Raw genomic sequence first — 16516 nt, forward strand, 5'->3', positions numbered from 1 at the left:
CGTCATGTCTGACCTGCAATCCCAAGACTACGTCCGCCGCTCCGCGTCCACCATGACGCCACCGGCAACGCGCAACGTAGAAGACCAGGTAGCCAAGCTGATCGATGTCAGCCGCTGCATCGGCTGCAAGGCGTGCCAGTCGGCGTGCATGGAATGGAACAACCTGCGCCCGGAGATCGGCCATTTCGAGGGCTCGTACGAAAACCCCAATGACCTGGGGCCCAGCGTATGGACCCTGATGAAGTTCGCCGAGCACGAGAACGAACAGGGCAACCTGGAATGGCTCATCCGCAAGGATGGCTGCATGCATTGCGAGGATCCCGGCTGCCTGAAGGCGTGCCCTGCCCCCGGCGCCATCGTTCAGTACGCGAACGGCATCGTCGATTTCATCAGCGACAAATGCATCGGCTGCGGTTATTGCATCAAGGGCTGCCCGTTCAACATCCCGCGGGTCAGCAAGACCGACCACAAGTCGTACAAGTGCACGCTGTGTTCCGATCGCGTGGGCGTGGGCCTTGAACCCGCCTGCGTCAAGGCCTGCCCCACGGGCGCCATCATGTTTGGCTCCAAGGTCGATATGCAGCACCAGGCGGCGGAGCGCATCGTCGACCTCAAGGAGCGGGGCTTCGACAAAGCCGGCCTGTACGATCCGCCGGAAGTGCAAGGCACGCACGTGATGTATGTGCTGCACCACGCCGACAAGCCGTCGCTGTACTCGGGCCTTCCCGACAAACCGCACATCAGCTACCTCGTGCAGGCCTGGAAAGGCCTGTACAAGCCGCTGGCCGTCGCGGCCGTCGCCCTGGCAGCGCTCGCCGGCTTCTTCCACTGGATCACGATCGGGCCGAACGATACCACCGAGGAAGACGAAGCCGAGGCCAACCGCGAAGTCCGCGAGACCGAGGAGGAACAGGTGCCATGACCCGTCCTGCCAACGCCATCACGCGCTACAGCGTAGGGAACCGAATCAACCACTGGATTAACGCGATCCTGTTCGTGATGCTGGTCATCTCCGGCCTGTCCATGTTCCATCCCATCCTGTTCTGGCTGTCCGGCCTGTTCGGTGGTGGGCAGTGGACGCGCGCGGCGCACCCCTGGTTCGGGGTTTGCATGGTGGTCAGCTGGATCGGCATGTTCATCCAGTTCTGGCGGCACAACCTGCCCAACCGCGATGACGTCGCCTGGTCCAAGGCGATAATGCATGTGGTCGCCAACGACGACGAAGAGGTACCGCCGATCGGCCGCAACAACGCCGGCCAGAAGCTGGTGTTCTGGTCCATGGCGCTGCTGATCCCGATCCTGTTCATCACGGGGTTGTTGATCTGGGAGGTCTATTTCGGCAAATCCACGTCGATCGAAACCCAGCGCGTCGCCGTGCTGATCCACAGTCTTTGCGCGTTCGCCGCCATCCTGGTCCTCGTCACGCATATCTACGCAGGCATCTGGATCCGCCACTCCGTGCGCAGCATGACCCAGGGCTGGGTCACCCCCGGCTGGGCCTGGCACCACCACCGCAAGTGGTTCCGCCAGGTCATCGGCTATCGTCGCGGTAACGATTCACCTGGAAAGCATTCGTGAAGCAAGCCGAGTTACCTCCGAACGCGAAATGGAGCGGCCCGTCCCATGCGGGCGTCAAGGCACCCGAGCCGATCGTGGTGCCCCTCCGGGCAACGCGATTCCTGGCGACCGCCACACGGTTGGACAAACTCGCCGATGGCCATCCGCTCGACGAATGGCTGCGCTTCATGGCGGCCGTCGCGCGGGCGCAGCACGCCGTCGCCACCACGCTGGCTCCCTCGGGGTCACTAGCCGCCCAGGAGGTGGCCCGCCTTGTCGAGGCTCGCCTGCCGCCGCTGGCGGCCGACGGGCACCCGCGCGATGCGGCATGGCGCGAAGGCCTGCGCCTCTTACTTGCCGAGATCGAATCCGCCCCCCTCCCGCCTGCCGCCCTCGAAGCCATTGAGCAACTGCGGGCGATGGATGACGCGCACCTGGAACGGCTGGCGGACCAGTTCCTGCGCGGCCGGGTGAGCGCGGAGGAGACGGCCGCCGCGGTGTACGTTGCCGGCGCCCTGCAGGTCTATTTCACGGTTTCAGCCGCGCGCCTGTCCGCGAACGACCTTCGCCTGCTGGAAGAGCGCAGCCTCTGCCCGTGCTGCGGCTCGCCCAGCGTCGCCGGGATGGTCACCGCCAGCGGCCTCACACCCGGATCGCGCTACCTGCATTGCTCGCTGTGCGCCACGGCGTGGAACCACGTCCGCGCCACCTGCATCACCTGCGGCGGCACCCGCAAGCTGCAAGTCCAGGCGATCGAGGGCGACGGCGGTCTGATCAAGGCCGAAACCTGTGGCGAGTGCCATACCTACAGCAAGCTCATCTACCAGGTGCAGGACATGCAGGCCGATCCCGTGGCGGACGACCTGGCGTCCCTCGGCCTGGACCTGTTGGTAGCCGAGGCCGGCTTCGCTCGTCACGCACCCAATCCGTTCCTCCTGGTGGGCGAAAGCACCGATATCGACTAGCCAGCCTCCGCGCGATAGGGCTAGGCTGCGCGCATGGATATGGCAGATTCCGCAGCGAGCCCCATGCGCCACCTACCCGCCGTGGCGGCCGTGTTGGCAGCGGCACAGACCGCGCCGTTGCTCCAGGTACACGGCCGCGCGGCCACCACCGGCGCTATTCGCAGCGCCCTGGCCGACGCCCGGGCCGAGCTCGGGGCCGGCAGCGGGGCCGTCCCGAGCATGGATGCGCTGATCGAAAGCGCACGTGCACACCTCGAGAACCAGCCGGCCCGGCTACGCCCGCTGTTCAACCTGACCGGCACCGTATTGCACACCAACCTCGGTCGCGCCTTGCTGGCGGAGGCCGCCATCGAAGCGGCGACCGAAGCGATGCGCCATCCCGTCGCACTCGAGTACGACCTGGATGAAGGCGGACGGGGTGAGCGTGACGATCACGTTCGGGAGCTACTGCGGGCGCTAACCGGCGCGGAAGACGCCACGATCGTGAACAACAATGCGGCCGCCGTGCTGCTTTGCCTGAACACGTTTGCCCTTGGTCGCGGGGCTATCGTTTCGCGCGGTGAGCTCATCGAGATCGGGGGCGCGTTCCGCATGCCCGACATCATGGCGCGCGCAGGTGCCGAGATGCGTGAGGTGGGCACCACCAACCGCACGCACCTCACCGACTACCGCAACGCCATCGATGAGCGCACCGGGCTCATCCTCAAGGTGCACACCTCGAACTACCGCATCCAGGGATTCACGGCGGAGGTAAGTGCGCGCGATCTCGCCGCCATGGCAGGTGCCGCCGGCATTCCCCTGCTGAACGACCTTGGTTCCGGCAGCCTGGTGGATTTGTCCGCCTACGGCCTCGCCCGCGAGGCCACCGTACGCCAGGCCGTGGATGAAGGCGCGCACCTGGTAACGTTTTCGGGCGACAAGCTGCTCGGCGGCCCGCAAGCCGGGTTCATCGTCGGCAGCCGGGACGCGATCGCGGCGATCAATCAAAACCCGCTGAAGCGCGCACTACGCGTCGACAAGATCCGCCTTGCGGCCATCGAGGCCACGCTTCGCCTCTACCGCGACCCGGATCGCCTTGCCGAACGGCTGCCGACGCTACGTTTCCTGGCCCGGTCGCAAGATGCCATCGCCGCACAGGGCGCCCGGTTACGCGACCCCGTCGCGGCGTGCCTGGGCGATGACTTCCAGGTGGACGTGGGCCCGTGCCATAGCCAGGTGGGTTCGGGCGCACTCCCGCTCGATACCCTCCCCAGCGCCGCACTACAGGTTCGCGCGAAAGGCAGCCAACGCTCCCTCGAGGATCTTTCGGCGGCCTTGCGTGCGCTGCCGCGCCCCGTGATCGGCCGGATCACGGACGGCGCGTTGCAATTCGACCTGCGCTGCCTGGCGGAAACAGATGAAGCCCTCTTCCTGGCGAACTTCGCCGGGCGCGCATGATCGTCGGCACCGCTGGCCACATCGATCACGGCAAGACGTCGCTGGTCCGCGCCCTCACAGGCGTGGAAGGTGATCGGCTGAAGGAAGAAAAGGCCAGGGGCATCACGATCGACCTTGGGTTTGCCTACCTCCCCCTGCCCGACGGCCCCACCATCGGCTTCATTGATGTCCCAGGCCACGAAAAATTCGTTCGCACCATGGTCGCTGGATCCACCGGCATCGACATGGCGCTGCTGGTCGTGGCGGCGGATGACGGTGTGATGCCGCAGACCGTCGAGCACCTGGCCATCCTCGATCTGCTGGGTATTCGCCACGGCGTCGTCGCCCTGACCAAGATGGACCTTGTCTCGCCCGAGCGACTCGCCGAGGTGACCGCCGGCATTCGCACGGCACTGAACCCGACATGCCTCGCCCACGTCGACATCATCCCCGTCTCGGTCGCAACCGGCGATGGCGTCGATACCCTGAGGGAGCGCCTGTCGGCGGAGGCGTGGTCACGCCAGGTCCATCACGATGACGCCCGCTTTCGCCTCGCTATCGATCGCGTGTTCACCCTGACGGGCATCGGGGTGGTCGTGACGGGCACCGTGCTCTCCGGTGCTGTCCAGTTGAAGGATGCCGTGATGATCAGCCCCCAGGGCCTCGCGGCGCGCGTGCGTTCGATACATGCGCAGAACCAGGAAGCCGACGAAGGTTGCGCCGGCGATCGCGTCGCATTGAACCTCGCCGGCCCTGATATCAGCAAGGACGCCATCCACCGCGGCGATATGGTTCTCGATCCGTTCCTGCATGCGCCGACGGACCGTATCGATGCGCGGCTGCGGCTGTTGCCCGGCGAGCCGCGGCCCATCACCTCGTGGTTCCCCGCGCGACTGCATCACGGCTCCGTGGAAACCGGTGTGCGCATCGTGCTTCTGGAAGGTGACGCATTGCGCCCGGGCGACGCCGCGGACGTGCAGCTGGTTCTGGATCACCCGATCGCCGCGGCGTCGCTGGATCGCTTCGTGCTGCGCGACACCACCGCCCAGCGCACCATCGGCGGCGGGTTCTTCATGGACCTGCGTGCCCCGGCCCGGCAACGGCGCACGCCCGCCAGGATGGCCGAACGAGCCGCGTGGGCAGACCCCGATGCCCGGGCCGCGCTCGCCCGACTCATGGAGGCGCCCCCGCACGCCCGCCGGCTCTCCGCGTTCGCGCGCGACCGGGCGCTTTCCAGCGATACGCTGGACGTGATCATCCGTAGCCTCTTACCTGTGATCCTTGGCGCCGGCGACGAACAGATCGCCTTGAACGCCACCCAGTGGCAGCGGGTCATCGACACGGTGGTGGCGCGTCTGGCCCTGTTTCACACCGAGCATCCCGACCTGCAGGGCATGCCGCGCGAAACGCTGCGCCGGGCGACCGAACCGCGACTGGCCGCGCCCGCGTTTACCCAGGCCCTCCTACATGCCGATCTCCGCACGCATGTCGCGCGCGATGGCGCCTTTGTCCGCCTGGCCAGCCATGTGCCCGTGGCCAGCGCAGCCGACGAAGCCGCGTGGCAGGCGATCGCCCCACTGCTCGGTGGCGAGACGCGCTTCCGTCCGCCGCGTGTTCGCGATATCGCCGCGATGCTCGGGCGCCCGGAAGCCGACATCAGGCAACGCATGAAATCGGCCGCTCGTCGCGGCCTTGCTGATGAAATCGCCCACGATCACTTCTTCCTTCGTGACGTCGTGCACGAGATGGTGCAGATAGCGGTGGACGTCGCAGCCCATGCGCCGGATGGACGCTTCACCGCCGCGCAGTTCCGTGATCGCCTCGACAATGGGCGAAAGGTGGCAATCCAGATCCTGGAGTTCTTCGACAGGCAGGGTGTTATGCTGAACCGCGGCACGGTGCGCAGCATCCGCGCCGATTACACGGACCTGTTCGCGCCCACTGCGCGGTTATAGGCCGCGATGGAAGAGCAACGTCCCCGGTGGGGCGTCCGGACTTCAAATCCGGGTGAGGCAGCCAGACTGTTTCGGGTGGGTTCGACTCCCATGCTCTTCCGCCATTCCCGCAAGTCAGGCGACATCGATGCCCGCGGCGCCCTCTACGACGGTGCCGATGATGCTTGCCAGCGGGTAGCCCGCCAACTTGATCGCGTCCAGTATCGTATCCGCACGGGCAGCTGCACAGGCCACGAGCAAACCACCCGATGTCTGCGGATCGGTGAGCAGATCGCGGCGCCACGCTGGCAACGCCGGCGACAAGGCGACGCCATCGCCATAGCTAGCCCAGTTTCGCTTGGACGCACCCGTGATATACCCCGCCCCAACCAGGGCTTCCGCTTGGGTTAACAACGGCACGCGACTGTCGTCGATGCGCAGGCGCACGCCGCCCGCGCGCGCCATTTCCATGGCATGGCCGAGCAAGCCGAACCCCGTCACGTCGGTGATCGCGTGCACGTCCGCATCCTGCGCCAGGACGTGGCCCACCCGGTTCAGGAGCGTGGTCGAGGCGATCATCTCGTCGTAAGCCTCCCGCGACAACGCCTGCTTCTTGAACGCCGCCGAGTAAATGCCGACGCCCAGACCCTTGGTAAGGATCAGTACGTCACCCACCCTCGCACTCGCGTTGCGACGAACCTCTGCTGGCTTGCACACGCCGATCGCAGCCAGGCCATAAATGGGCTCGGCTGAATCGATGGAGTGGCCGCCAGCAACCGGAATGCCCGCCTCGGCGCAGATCGACTCGCCGCCCGCAAGGATCGCGCGCACCGACGCCGGATCCAGCTTGCCAAGGGGCATGCCCAGGATGGCGAGGGCCATGATCGGCTTGCCACCCATGGCATAGACATCCGAGAGCGCGTTGGCCGCGGCGATGCGCCCGAAATCGTACGGGTCATCGACCACCGGCATGAAGAAATCCGTCGTGGCGATGACGCAGGTGTTCTCGTCGACCTGCCATACCGCTGCGTCATCGCTGGCTTCGTTGCCCACCAGCAGTTGGGCGAAAGGCATGCCCGGCGCCTTGTTCGCCAACAATTCCTGGAGCACCGAAGGGGCCAGCTTGCAGCCACAACCGCCACCGTGGGCAAGTTCCGTCAAACGAACGGGATTCATGGGCAAATCCATACAAATGCGCGATAGCGCGGTCGGCCGAATGTGGTGCAGGATAGCCCACGTCCGATCCATAGGGGAAAGCCATGAACGTCGCGGCGCACAGGGGCAGCGGTATCCGCTGGGCACTCTTTGCCCTCCTTGTCGTGGCCGGACTCTTCTACGTGAAGTGGTACCCCTATTACGGCCGCGCGTTCGATGCGGCGGAAAATCACTCGATTGGTCACTCGATCCTCATGGGGGATGCCGCGGCGGCGCCTGCTCCCTCATGGGGCGCTGCCGTCGACTATGCGCTCGCCTATGGCAAGGCGATCTGGAAAGCCATGGTGCTGGGCCTGTTACTGGGTTCGGCCGTGCAAGCCCTTTTGCCGGCGAACGCCATCCGGCGCCTTCTCGGCACCACGGCCTTCGGCAGCACGCTGGCGGGTGGCCTGCTGGGCGTTCCCGGCATGATGTGCACCTGCTGCGCTGCGCCTGTCGTGGCCGGCTTGCGCAAGCAACAGGCCGCTCCCGGGGCATCGGTCGCGTTCTGGCTGAGCAATACGATGCTCAATCCCGCCACCCTTATCTTCACTGGCTTCGTCCTGGGCTGGCACTGGGTCGGGCTGCGCATCGCCCTGGCCATCCCCATGGTGTTCGGATTGGGGTGGCTGGCGAACCGCATGGTTGGCGCCTCCACGCCCGTTACGACGAACATCCACGTGGAAGCCGAAGCACACACGGCCATGGAGATCGCTCGCCGCTGGCTCGAAATCTTCGTGCGGATGACGGTGCGGCTCATTCCCGAGTACATCGTTATCGTGCTCGCCCTGGGCGCAGCGCGTGCGTGGCTGTTCCCGCACATCGGGCCGGACATCGGCAACCAGTGGTACTGGATCGCGGGCCTCGCCGTGGCAGGCATGCTTTTCGTGATTCCTACGGCCGGCGAGGTGCCCATTGTCCAGGCCATGCTCACACTGGGCATTGGCGTGGGACCCGCGGCCGCCCTTCTCATGACCTTGCCGCCCGTGAGCCTGCCTTCCCTCGCCATGCTGGGTCGCTCACTACCGCTGCGCGTACTCGTCGCGCTGGCGGCTTGCGTGGTCGCCTTTGGCATCCTTGCTGGATACCTGGCCTTCGCTATCGGGCTTCACCAGGGCTAGCACCTCTAAACTAGCCGACCTCGGCGCCGGACTCGACGTCTCGAGCGAGCCACACCGCCGACTCAGCGTCGCTGGGATAGTGATACCAGTCACGCAATGGTGTCGCCTTGTTGCACGCGTAGCAGGCCGTCATGCGCCACAAGTGACCACAGCCAGGGCAACAGCCGGCCGTCCAGAAAACGTTCCAGCGCGTCATGCACCCCGCACCGGGTTCATCGGGCGCGCAGATCCAGCGGGAATCCGCCTTCGGTTCCCACCCACAGAGCGGGCAATGGATGTGGGGCTCACGCTGCATGGCGTACGGTCCACCCCGTAGGGGCTGGATGCGATTTGACAAGCCTACTCCGCCATTCCCTGCTAAACCACGCGCTTCCCAATGGCCAAACCACGGAGACACACCATGTCCAGCAACCCTCTCGACCCCGCCTTCATCGCACGGCAGAAAGAGCGCCTGCTCGAACTTCGCCGCCAGCTGGTATCCGTCGGCAACGCCGCCGGTTCGGATGAGCAGGCCTGGCAGGCCTCGGCCGGCGGGGAACCCCAGGATGAGGGCGATGACGGCAACCGGTTCGCCCAGCAGGAAAACGATGAGGCCGTGCTCGCCCACAGCGAAGGCCGGCTCGACGCCATCGATCGCGCCCTGGAGAAGATCGCCGAGGGCACCTACGGCTTCTCCGACGAAAGCGATGAACCGATCCCCCGGGCACGCCTGGAGGCGGTGCCGGAATCCATTCTTACCGTCGAAGAATCCGAGATTCGCGAGCGCAACGCTCGCCGCGGCCTCTAAGCCGCCCGCAACCAACCCCCAACCATAGGCCCATTCGCGGCCTATGGGAACCCCTTTGAGCCACGCAGTGTTCGTCACGGGAAACGCTATGTTTCCATCGTGACGGACGCTTCACGTTTGCACGTCTAGACATATAGACGTCTATTCGATATTCCTTGTCTGCGCTACCGCATCGCAACATCGCCGATGCCCGCCTTTGCGCCTCACTCCGGATATCCAAGGGGAAGCTCTTTTGAAGCAGATCGCCACTCTTTCCGCCCGCAGCCGCCTGTTCCTCGCGGTGGCCGCTATCCTCGGCGCCGCCCACGCACACGCCCAATCCACCACCGGCTCCATTACGGGCCAGGCCCCGATCGAAGGGGGTGAATCCGTCCTCATCCAGGGTGATTCCGGCCTTAGCCGCGAGGTGACCGTCGACGAAAAAGGCCGCTATGCCGCTGGCCAGCTTCCGCTTGGCACCTACACGGTCACGCTCAGGAAAGGCGGTACGGACGTGCAAAAGCGCAGCGGCGTGACGCTTCGCGTAGGTGCTTCCGTGGATGTGTCGTTCAACGCGCAACCGACACAAAACCTCGAATCAGTCACGGTAACGGATAATGCGTTGCCATCCATTGATGTGGCGGCCGTGGACTCACGTAGCGTGATCACCGCGGACCAGCTTGCAAGGCTTCCGCTGGCGCGAAACGCGGACGAAATCGCCCGCCTGGCGCCCGGCGTCGTGTCCAATGGCGGTGGCTATACAGGGCCGACGGGCGCCCGGCTCAACAGCTTCGGCGGCTCGGCGGCCAGCGAGAACGCTTATTACATCAACGGCTATAACGTCACCGACCCGCAGCGTGGCCTCGGTGGCATCTCACTGCCTTACGGCGCCATTGACCAGCAGGAGGTCTATACGGGTGGCTACAGCGCCCAGTACGGACGCTCCGATGGCGGCGTGATCAACCAGGTGGGCAAGCGTGGCACCAACGAGTGGCATTACGGGGCACAGATCCTGTGGGAACCGGACTTCGCCCGTGCCGATAGCGTCAACACGTACTACACCAACGGCCTGCCCGCCTCACCGGTCGCCGGCTCGCTGTACAAGCCCAACCGGCAGAACCGCGACTGGGTGACTACCGTAAGCAGCTACGTCGGCGGACCACTGATCAAGGACAAGCTGTTCTTCTTTCTCGCCGGGGAGTTCGAGCGCGAGCAGGCGGATACGCACAACGCCGTGGATAACGTGAGCCCCGACAATCACTACCGCTACGACTCCCCGCGCTGGTATGGCAAGGTCGATTGGAACATCACCGACAACAATATCCTCGAGGTCACCGGCGCATCCAGCAAACGCGAAACCCAGGGCACCATCTACGATTACGACTACAACAACCTGCAACGCGGCGAGCGCATAGGCAGCGCCGACAATATCAAGACCGGCGGCGATCTGTGGACTGCGAAATACACCGGCTACATCACCGATAACCTCACCATCTCCGCCCTGTACGGCAAGATGAAGCTGGACCAGTATGACCAGCCCGGCGCCTATGACAGCTCGCTGACGTACGTCGATGGGCTGATCAACCAGAATCCCGCCCTCAACGGTGGAACGCCGGTCGGCAATAACCAGACCGTGCAGACCGTGATCAACCCTGGGCGCAGCACACGCAGTAACAACACCCGCGTGGATATCACATACACCCTGGGCGACCACACGCTAAGCGCGGGTATCGATAACCAGGTGACGCGCGCCATCGACCAGGGCTCCACGGCCTCCGGTGATGGTTACTACTGGACGTACGGCCAGGCCGATCCCAACATCCCCATTTCCACGGGCCTTGGCGTCCCCGCCCCGGGCGGCTTCCCGAACGGACAGCAGGGCTATTACGTGGTGCGCCACGTCGTCAGCTCGCTCGCAAGCGTGCGCGCCACGCAACGTGCGCAGTACGTGGAGGACAAGTGGCAGGTCAGCGACCGCTGGCTGCTTTCGCTCGGCCTGCGCAATGACCAGTTCGAGAACTTCAACCGCGACGGCGAGTCCTACGTCTCCCAGCACCGCCCGCAGTGGGCACCGCGGCTCGGCTTCAGCTGGGATGTGAACGGCGACGCCAGCTTCAAGGTGTTCGGCAACGCGGGACGTTACTACCTTGGCCTTCCGCTCAACCCGGGCCTGAACGCCGCGGGCGCGTCGCTCAGTACCTCACAGTACTTCACCTATGGCGGCATCGATTCGCAAGGCCTGCCCACCAACCTCACGGCATTCTCGGCACCCGTCTCGTCGAACAATTACTACGGGATCCTCCCCGACCCGCGCACGGTCACAGCGAAGAACCTGAAATCCGAGTACCAGGACGAATTCATCCTGGGTTTCCAGAAGACCGCCGGCGCCAACTGGGTTTATGGTGCGAAAGCCACGCAGCGCATCCTGCGCAGCGCCATCGACGACTATTGCGATGTCGACCGGATTACGGCCAAGGCGGCGGAGCTTGGGTACAACGTGACGGCGACCAACAGCTGCTATCTGTTCAACCCGGGCCGCGCGAACACGTTCAACCTGATCGACACCAACGGCAACGCGGTGAACGTGCCCTTGAGCAACGAGGAACTTGGCTTCCAGGGCTTGAAGCGGCGCTACTACGCGCTCGAGGGCTTTCTTGAGCACCCGTTCGATGGCACCTGGTATGCCAAGCTGGATTACGTGTTCTCGCGTAGCTACGGCAATACCGAAGGTCAGCTGCGCTCGGATCTTCAGCAGACGGCCGCGTCGACCAGCGAGGACTGGGACAACAGCTACATCATGGAGAACACCAACGGGGTCACCAACAACGATCACCGCCACCAGCTCAAGCTCTACGGCTACTACCAGCTCACCCCGGAGTGGCTGGTGTCCGCGAACCTCAGCCTTGTCTCGGGCGCACCGAGGATCTGCCTGGGCTATTACGGGCCCGATTTCACCGACCCGGGCAAATACGGTGGCTCGTACCACTACTGCGATGGCAAGCCGTCCCCGCCGGGGTCGCAGGGCCGCCTGCCGTGGATCCGCCAGCTCGATATCGGCACCACCTATCGACCGACGTTCGCCGACGGAAAGCTGGCCTTCACCGCCAGCGTGTTCAACGTGGCCAACGAGCAGCGGCCGCTTAACGTGTACCCGTATTCGCAGACCGACCCAGGCGTGGCGGATCCCCAGTACGGACAAGCGCAGGTGCGCCAGCTGCCCCGCTATGTCCGTTTCGGAGTGAGTTACGACTTCTGAGCGAAAGGCCACATTGACTAGACCTGTCGTCAGACGCCAGGTTGCCTATACGTGTAGGCAACCTGGCGGAGATACCGCATGCAGCGTCGTGCCGCCCGGTTCGCATTTTCCGCCGTGCTGGCCCTCCCCGCTGAAGCCCGCGAGACGTGGATCCGTCGCCGCGCGCATCAGCAAGGCGCTCCTGCCGCCACGCCGGGACGGGAGGCCTCATTGATCGTCGACCGGCTCCCACGCTTTCGCGCACCCGTCCGCGCAGGAGTGCCGCAGGTCAAAGCTGATGGGTACACGAACACTCAACTGACGGCCAAGCGTTGGCCGGAACACCCAGTGCCGCGCCGCGTACAGCGCAGCGGCATCCAGCCGCGCATCACCGCTACTTTTCTCTACGCGCACATCGACAGGCGTACCCAGGTTGCCGAACACGATAAGCACCATGGCGTTACCGGTGACCCGGTCCGTCATCGCCCCTTTCGGATAGACAGGCCGCGGCGCATACAGCGGCGCACTCGCCTTCGTCACGGCGTCCCGGCTGCTTTTCTTTGTGAATGAGGTGAAGGGATCGCTGGCGTGGCCGGTGGAGAGATCGATCACCAAGGCTAGCGGGAACGCCTCCATGGTCACCGGCAGCGGCGGGAACTGCTGGTTCACGAAGCGGCGCATGAAGCACTGCGTGAAGGGCGTATCCGGCAACACCCGCGCGTGGCGCATGATGCCACCCGGAAACACGACGCCGCTTACCACCATCCCCTCCATATCCTCCTGCGGATACAGCGAGGCGCAAAGGAGGATGCTCGCCTTGGTGTTATCCATGCCCGTGCCGGCATAGAGCATGGCGTTGTACTGCTTACCAGCCGGGGTGCCGTTGATCGCTGACGCCTGCGCCAGGACGGTCTCGATGGTCAGGTCGGATGCCTTCACGACAGCCGCGGCAACCGTCATGGCGACGCATGCCACGCATACAACACTCAACCGTCGCATCGCCCCTCCTGCGCTGTCGGAAGCCCCTTCCACGTCAGCATTCTAGCGACAAACCGCTCGATAGCTCCGAATCCATCGGCCTAGCGCAGAAGGCGTATGCGCTGCCCGATCAGGGCGATGTATGCATACGAATATTCTTAGATTTCCTACGGTTAGATGAACACCTGCAAACCGGGCGCCGCGCACACAGATTGACCAAAATTCATCTGCACAGCCATACTCCGCTCCGACAGGTAAAGCCTGGGTCAACCGCGATACCTACGAAGGCGTCGTAAGCGCGCTGTAAGCGCGTCGGCCCCAGGGTCTGTCCTCCATCGAAAGGCCTCCACATCGGGGGCCTTTTTTCTCGCGAGCAGGAGGTTCGCGTTGCACATCTACATGGACGAAAGTGGAGACCTTGGCTGGAACTTTGAACCGCCGTACGGAAAGTATGGCTCGAGCCGCTTCCTGACGATATTCGCGGCATGCGTCCCCGACGATAAATGCCATCTGCTGGATCGGGTCGTGCGCGATCTCTACAAAGCAAGCCGATGGAACACCAAGCGCGAGAAGAAATGGACAGACGCAAGTGAAGCGTCGCGCATCCATTTCTCAAGACAGGCCGCGCAGCTCATGCGCCGACACCCCGATATCACCTACCACGCCATTGTCGCGTACAAGCCTGGCGTTCCGAGGTATGTTCATCGTGACCCGGAGAAGCTCTACAACTTCATGTTGAAGCTCTTGCTTCTGGACGAAATGAGCTCGCATGACGTTGTTCACTTCATTCCAGACAACCGTTCAGTGAAAGTTGAAAGTGGCAATTCCCTGCACGACTACTTGCAAACGAACCTGTGGTTCGAGGCACGTGTAAGCAATGAGCTGAGAACATCGCGGACCGATAGCAGGCAGTGCCGCGGGCTACAGTTCGCCGACTTCATGGCAGGCGCTGTCAACGCCAACTTTGAGCATAAACGACCTCAATATACGGACACGCTAGGGCTCGATGTACGGGTCATCCATCTTTACTTTGACGGGCGTGAGCGCACCTAGCGCACTGGCTTGTCGCGAATCATCAGCGCGGCAGTTAGGGCCGATAACACCGCCAGAATAGCGGACAGGATCATGACCTGGCGGAAGCCCGCGACGAAGGCTTGATCGACCAGGCGCCGCGCCGCTTCGGCTCCAGGCGGCAGTTCCATGCCGGCAAGCTTCGCTCGCTGCGCCATGATGGCGTCAACGGACTCCCGGGGCAGATGCATGGTCGCGAGACTGTCGCGTAACGCCACGTCGAATCCATGGGTGAGCACCACCCCGAACACGGCAATGGCGATCAACCCGGCCACGCGCGACACGGCATTGTTCACGCCTGAGGCCGTCCCTGCCAACGAGGGGTCCAGCGCATTCATGACCGTGGTCGTGAGCGGTGCGATGGTGATGCTCATACCGAGGCCCAGCACGGCCGATGCGGGGAAGAAGGTAATCCAGTACGAACCGCCGACGCCTGGCAGCGCGTACAGGGCAAAGCCCACCGCTGCTACCGTGGGCCCGACGATCAAAGGCAGCCGCGCGCCCACGACATCCACAAGGCGCCCCGCGACACGCGACAGCGCGAACATGATCACGATAAACGGAAGCAGTGACGCGCCCGCACCCGTTGCGCCATACCCCTGCACCTGAATCAGGTTCAGCGGCACGAAGAACATGCTGCCACCCAGCGATGCATAGAGCAGGAAGGTCAGCAGGTTGGCGCCGGCAAAGTTCCGGTCACGGAAGTGCGCCAGGGGCAACATGGGTGAGGCAGCGCGACGCTCGGCCAGTGCGAACGCGACGAGCGCGAGGATACCCACGGCCGCCGCCATACCCACCGGCAGGGCCAGCCAGCCAAGCAAAGGCGCCTCGATCAGCGCATAGACAACGCCCGCCAGGCCGACCGTCGCCAGCAACGCACCCCGTACATCGATACGCCCCGCATCGGCGCCACGGCTTTCCGGCACCCGCCACCGGCAGATCGCCACCAGCGCGACGCCAAGGGGTAGGTTGATGAGGAACGCCCAGTGCCAGGAGAAATGCTCAACGAGGAAGCCACCCAGCACAGGCCCCAGTGCCGCGGTGACACCGCTGAAGGCCGACCACGTTCCTATCGCACGGCCACGCCGCTCCTTCGGATAGGCCGAGGTGATCAGCGAAAGGCTGCCAGGCACAAGCAACGCGGCACCCAGGCCCTGGGCACCGCGCGCGATGATCAACGCCGTGATGCCCGGCGCAGCGGCGCACGCCACCGATGCAAGGGTGAACACCACCGCACCGGTAGCGAACATGCGCCGTCGCCCGAACCGGTCGCCCAAAACACCGCCCACCAACAGCAGCGCGGAAAGCAGCAACGCGTACGATTCCATGACCCATTGCGCATCGGCCGTCGTCGCGTTCATGGCTTGCTGGATCGCGGGGAGTGCCACGTTGACGATCGTCCCGTCGACGAAGGCCATACCCGAACCGATGATCGCGGCGACAAGGGTCCAGCGGCGCGCGCTCTCGGAGCACGAGGCCGACGTGCCCGGGCGCTCCGCTGGCGTGGTGTTCGTCATCGGCGCAGCTTAGTGCCAAGTGGGGCCGCCGCCTTGCACGCACGGGACATGCGACGGGCAAGGTTGAACAGGCCCACCTGATAACCAATATACAAATTGGTCACAAGTTGCCTCCCTCAACGACCTCATGTATAGGTGGGTCATGAACCAGACTGCCCCTGTCCCCGCCACCGACGCGTCGGCCCCCAGCATCCGCGACCAGATCGTGGAGGCCGCTGATGCGCACTTCAGCCGCTACGGGTACGCCAAGACCACTATGGCCGACCTGGCCCGCGCCATTGGCTTTTCCAAAGCGTATCTCTACAAATTTTTCGATTCAAAACAGGCGATTGGCGAGGCTATCTGCACCAAAACCCTAGCTGGCCAATATGCCGCGATCGTTGCAGCCGTGGAGGCCGCCCCGGGCCCGACCGAAAAGGTACGCGCCATGCTGCGGACCGCTGTGGAGCAGTGCCTGGCGCAGTTTTTCGCCGAACGGCAGCTCTACGACATCGTGGCGCACTCGCGGGCGGAAAACTGGGCGAGCTCGGTCAAGCACATCGCCCAACTCAATGATTTACTTAAAGACATTATCCGCGAAGGACGCGCTTCCGGTGACTTCGAGAAGAAGACGCCGCTCGACGAAGTCTGTCAGGGCATCTGGCTGGCCGCCCTGCCATTGGCCGATCCGGTCCTGTTGCAGCACAACCTGGATCTGGTCGAAGAGGGCTTGCCGGCCGTGACCGGACTTATCCTGCGCAGCCTCGCCCCCTAAGGTGTAAA

13 protein-coding genes and 1 tRNA gene are annotated in these 16516 nt (G+C 64.3%); 11 read left to right on the forward strand and 3 right to left on the reverse strand.

Translation table 11 applies throughout. The features are described from left to right. The first annotated feature begins 4 nt into the window (after positions 1-4). From fdxH to L2Y97_RS11785, 6 genes are all read left to right on the forward strand, one after another. Positions 5-922 (forward strand): formate dehydrogenase subunit beta, encoded by a 918-nt coding sequence (gene fdxH, locus L2Y97_RS11760; RefSeq protein ID WP_247426564.1) that lies wholly within the window; start codon positions 5-7, stop codon positions 920-922. Then, on the forward strand, positions 919-1578 hold the full coding sequence (locus L2Y97_RS11765; RefSeq protein ID WP_247426566.1) for a formate dehydrogenase subunit gamma: 660 nt from the start codon (positions 919-921) through the stop codon (positions 1576-1578). Before fdxH ends, L2Y97_RS11765 begins: the two co-directional genes overlap by 4 nt. Next, positions 1575-2522: a formate dehydrogenase accessory protein FdhE gene (gene fdhE / locus L2Y97_RS11770; protein ID WP_247426569.1), complete on the forward strand. Its 948-nt coding sequence runs from the start codon at positions 1575-1577 to the stop codon at positions 2520-2522. Before L2Y97_RS11765 ends, fdhE begins: the two co-directional genes overlap by 4 nt. Before the next feature lie 63 nt (positions 2523-2585). Next, positions 2586-3959: an L-seryl-tRNA(Sec) selenium transferase gene (selA, locus tag L2Y97_RS11775; RefSeq protein WP_247426572.1), complete on the forward strand. Its 1374-nt coding sequence runs from the start codon at positions 2586-2588 to the stop codon at positions 3957-3959. Then, positions 3956-5893, forward strand: coding sequence for a selenocysteine-specific translation elongation factor (selB, locus tag L2Y97_RS11780; RefSeq protein ID WP_247426575.1), 1938 nt, complete (start codon positions 3956-3958; stop codon positions 5891-5893). The genes selA and selB overlap by 4 nt, the downstream gene beginning before the upstream one ends. Before the next feature lie 8 nt (positions 5894-5901). After that, a tRNA-Sec gene (locus L2Y97_RS11785) sits at positions 5902-5997 on the forward strand. A gap of 10 nt (positions 5998-6007) precedes the next feature. Here L2Y97_RS11785 and selD read toward each other — a convergent pair. Then, a complete protein-coding gene (gene selD, locus L2Y97_RS11790; RefSeq protein WP_247426577.1) occupies positions 6008-7048 on the reverse strand; it encodes a selenide, water dikinase SelD in 1041 nt (346 codons plus the stop codon). Between the two features lie 83 nt (positions 7049-7131). Between selD and L2Y97_RS11795 the strand changes: the two genes are divergently transcribed. The 3 genes from L2Y97_RS11795 to L2Y97_RS11805 all read left to right on the forward strand — a co-directional run bounded on the left by L2Y97_RS11795 (position 7132) and on the right by L2Y97_RS11805 (position 12209). Then, entirely contained in the window at positions 7132-8187 is a 1056-nt protein-coding gene (locus L2Y97_RS11795; protein WP_247426580.1) for a permease, read from the forward strand. Between the two features lie 400 nt (positions 8188-8587). Beyond that, positions 8588-8974, forward strand: coding sequence for a TraR/DksA family transcriptional regulator (locus L2Y97_RS11800; RefSeq protein ID WP_247426582.1), 387 nt, complete (start codon positions 8588-8590; stop codon positions 8972-8974). 232 nt (positions 8975-9206) lie between these two features. Next, positions 9207-12209: a TonB-dependent receptor gene (locus tag L2Y97_RS11805; protein WP_425492759.1), complete on the forward strand. Its 3003-nt coding sequence runs from the start codon at positions 9207-9209 to the stop codon at positions 12207-12209. A 207-nt stretch (positions 12210-12416) separates the two neighbouring features. On the opposite strand, the gene L2Y97_RS11810 is transcribed toward L2Y97_RS11805, so the two are convergent. Next, positions 12417-13187, reverse strand: coding sequence for an energy transducer TonB (locus tag L2Y97_RS11810; RefSeq protein ID WP_247426585.1), 771 nt, complete (start codon positions 13185-13187; stop codon positions 12417-12419). Positions 13188-13553: 366 nt separating this feature from the next. Here L2Y97_RS11810 and L2Y97_RS11815 point away from each other — a divergent pair, with 366 nt between their 5' ends. Beyond that, a complete protein-coding gene (locus tag L2Y97_RS11815) occupies positions 13554-14219 on the forward strand; it encodes a DUF3800 domain-containing protein (RefSeq protein ID WP_247426587.1) in 666 nt (221 codons plus the stop codon). Here the strand turns inward: L2Y97_RS11815 and L2Y97_RS11820 are convergent. After that, complete coding sequence (locus L2Y97_RS11820) at positions 14216-15754, reverse strand: DHA2 family efflux MFS transporter permease subunit (protein ID WP_247426589.1); 1539 nt, start codon at positions 15752-15754, stop codon at positions 14216-14218. The two genes, L2Y97_RS11815 and L2Y97_RS11820, sit on opposite strands and share 4 nt — an antisense overlap. 142 nt (positions 15755-15896) lie before the next feature. Here L2Y97_RS11820 and L2Y97_RS11825 point away from each other — a divergent pair, with 142 nt between their 5' ends. Next, the gene (locus tag L2Y97_RS11825; RefSeq protein WP_247426592.1) at positions 15897-16508 is read left to right on the forward strand and encodes a TetR/AcrR family transcriptional regulator; all 612 of its coding nucleotides are present in this window, start codon (positions 15897-15899) and stop codon (positions 16506-16508) included. The last annotated feature ends 8 nt before the right edge of the window (positions 16509-16516 follow it).

Origin of the sequence: Luteibacter aegosomatissinici, assembly GCF_023078495.1 — a bacterium.
GTDB classification, from domain to species: Bacteria; Pseudomonadota; Gammaproteobacteria; order Xanthomonadales; family Rhodanobacteraceae; genus Luteibacter; species Luteibacter aegosomatissinici.

What these genes read in the sequence shown, in the direction of transcription:
- fdxH (WP_247426564.1), top strand. Translation starts at nt 5, where the DNA reads ATGTCTGACCTGCAATCCCAAGACTACGTCCGCCGCTCCGCGTCCACC.
- L2Y97_RS11765 (WP_247426566.1), top strand. Translation starts at nt 919, where the DNA reads ATGACCCGTCCTGCCAACGCCATCACGCGCTACAGCGTAGGGAACCGA.
- selA (WP_247426572.1), top strand. Translation starts at nt 2,586, where the DNA reads ATGCGCCACCTACCCGCCGTGGCGGCCGTGTTGGCAGCGGCACAGACC.
- selB (WP_247426575.1), top strand. Translation starts at nt 3,956, where the DNA reads ATGATCGTCGGCACCGCTGGCCACATCGATCACGGCAAGACGTCGCTG.
- selD (WP_247426577.1), bottom strand. Translation starts at nt 7,048, where the DNA reads ATGAATCCCGTTCGTTTGACGGAACTTGCCCACGGTGGCGGTTGTGGC.
- L2Y97_RS11795 (WP_247426580.1), top strand. Translation starts at nt 7,132, where the DNA reads ATGAACGTCGCGGCGCACAGGGGCAGCGGTATCCGCTGGGCACTCTTT.
- L2Y97_RS11800 (WP_247426582.1), top strand. Translation starts at nt 8,588, where the DNA reads ATGTCCAGCAACCCTCTCGACCCCGCCTTCATCGCACGGCAGAAAGAG.
- L2Y97_RS11810 (WP_247426585.1), bottom strand. Translation starts at nt 13,187, where the DNA reads ATGCGACGGTTGAGTGTTGTATGCGTGGCATGCGTCGCCATGACGGTT.
- L2Y97_RS11820 (WP_247426589.1), bottom strand. Translation starts at nt 15,754, where the DNA reads ATGACGAACACCACGCCAGCGGAGCGCCCGGGCACGTCGGCCTCGTGC.
- L2Y97_RS11825 (WP_247426592.1), top strand. Translation starts at nt 15,897, where the DNA reads ATGAACCAGACTGCCCCTGTCCCCGCCACCGACGCGTCGGCCCCCAGC.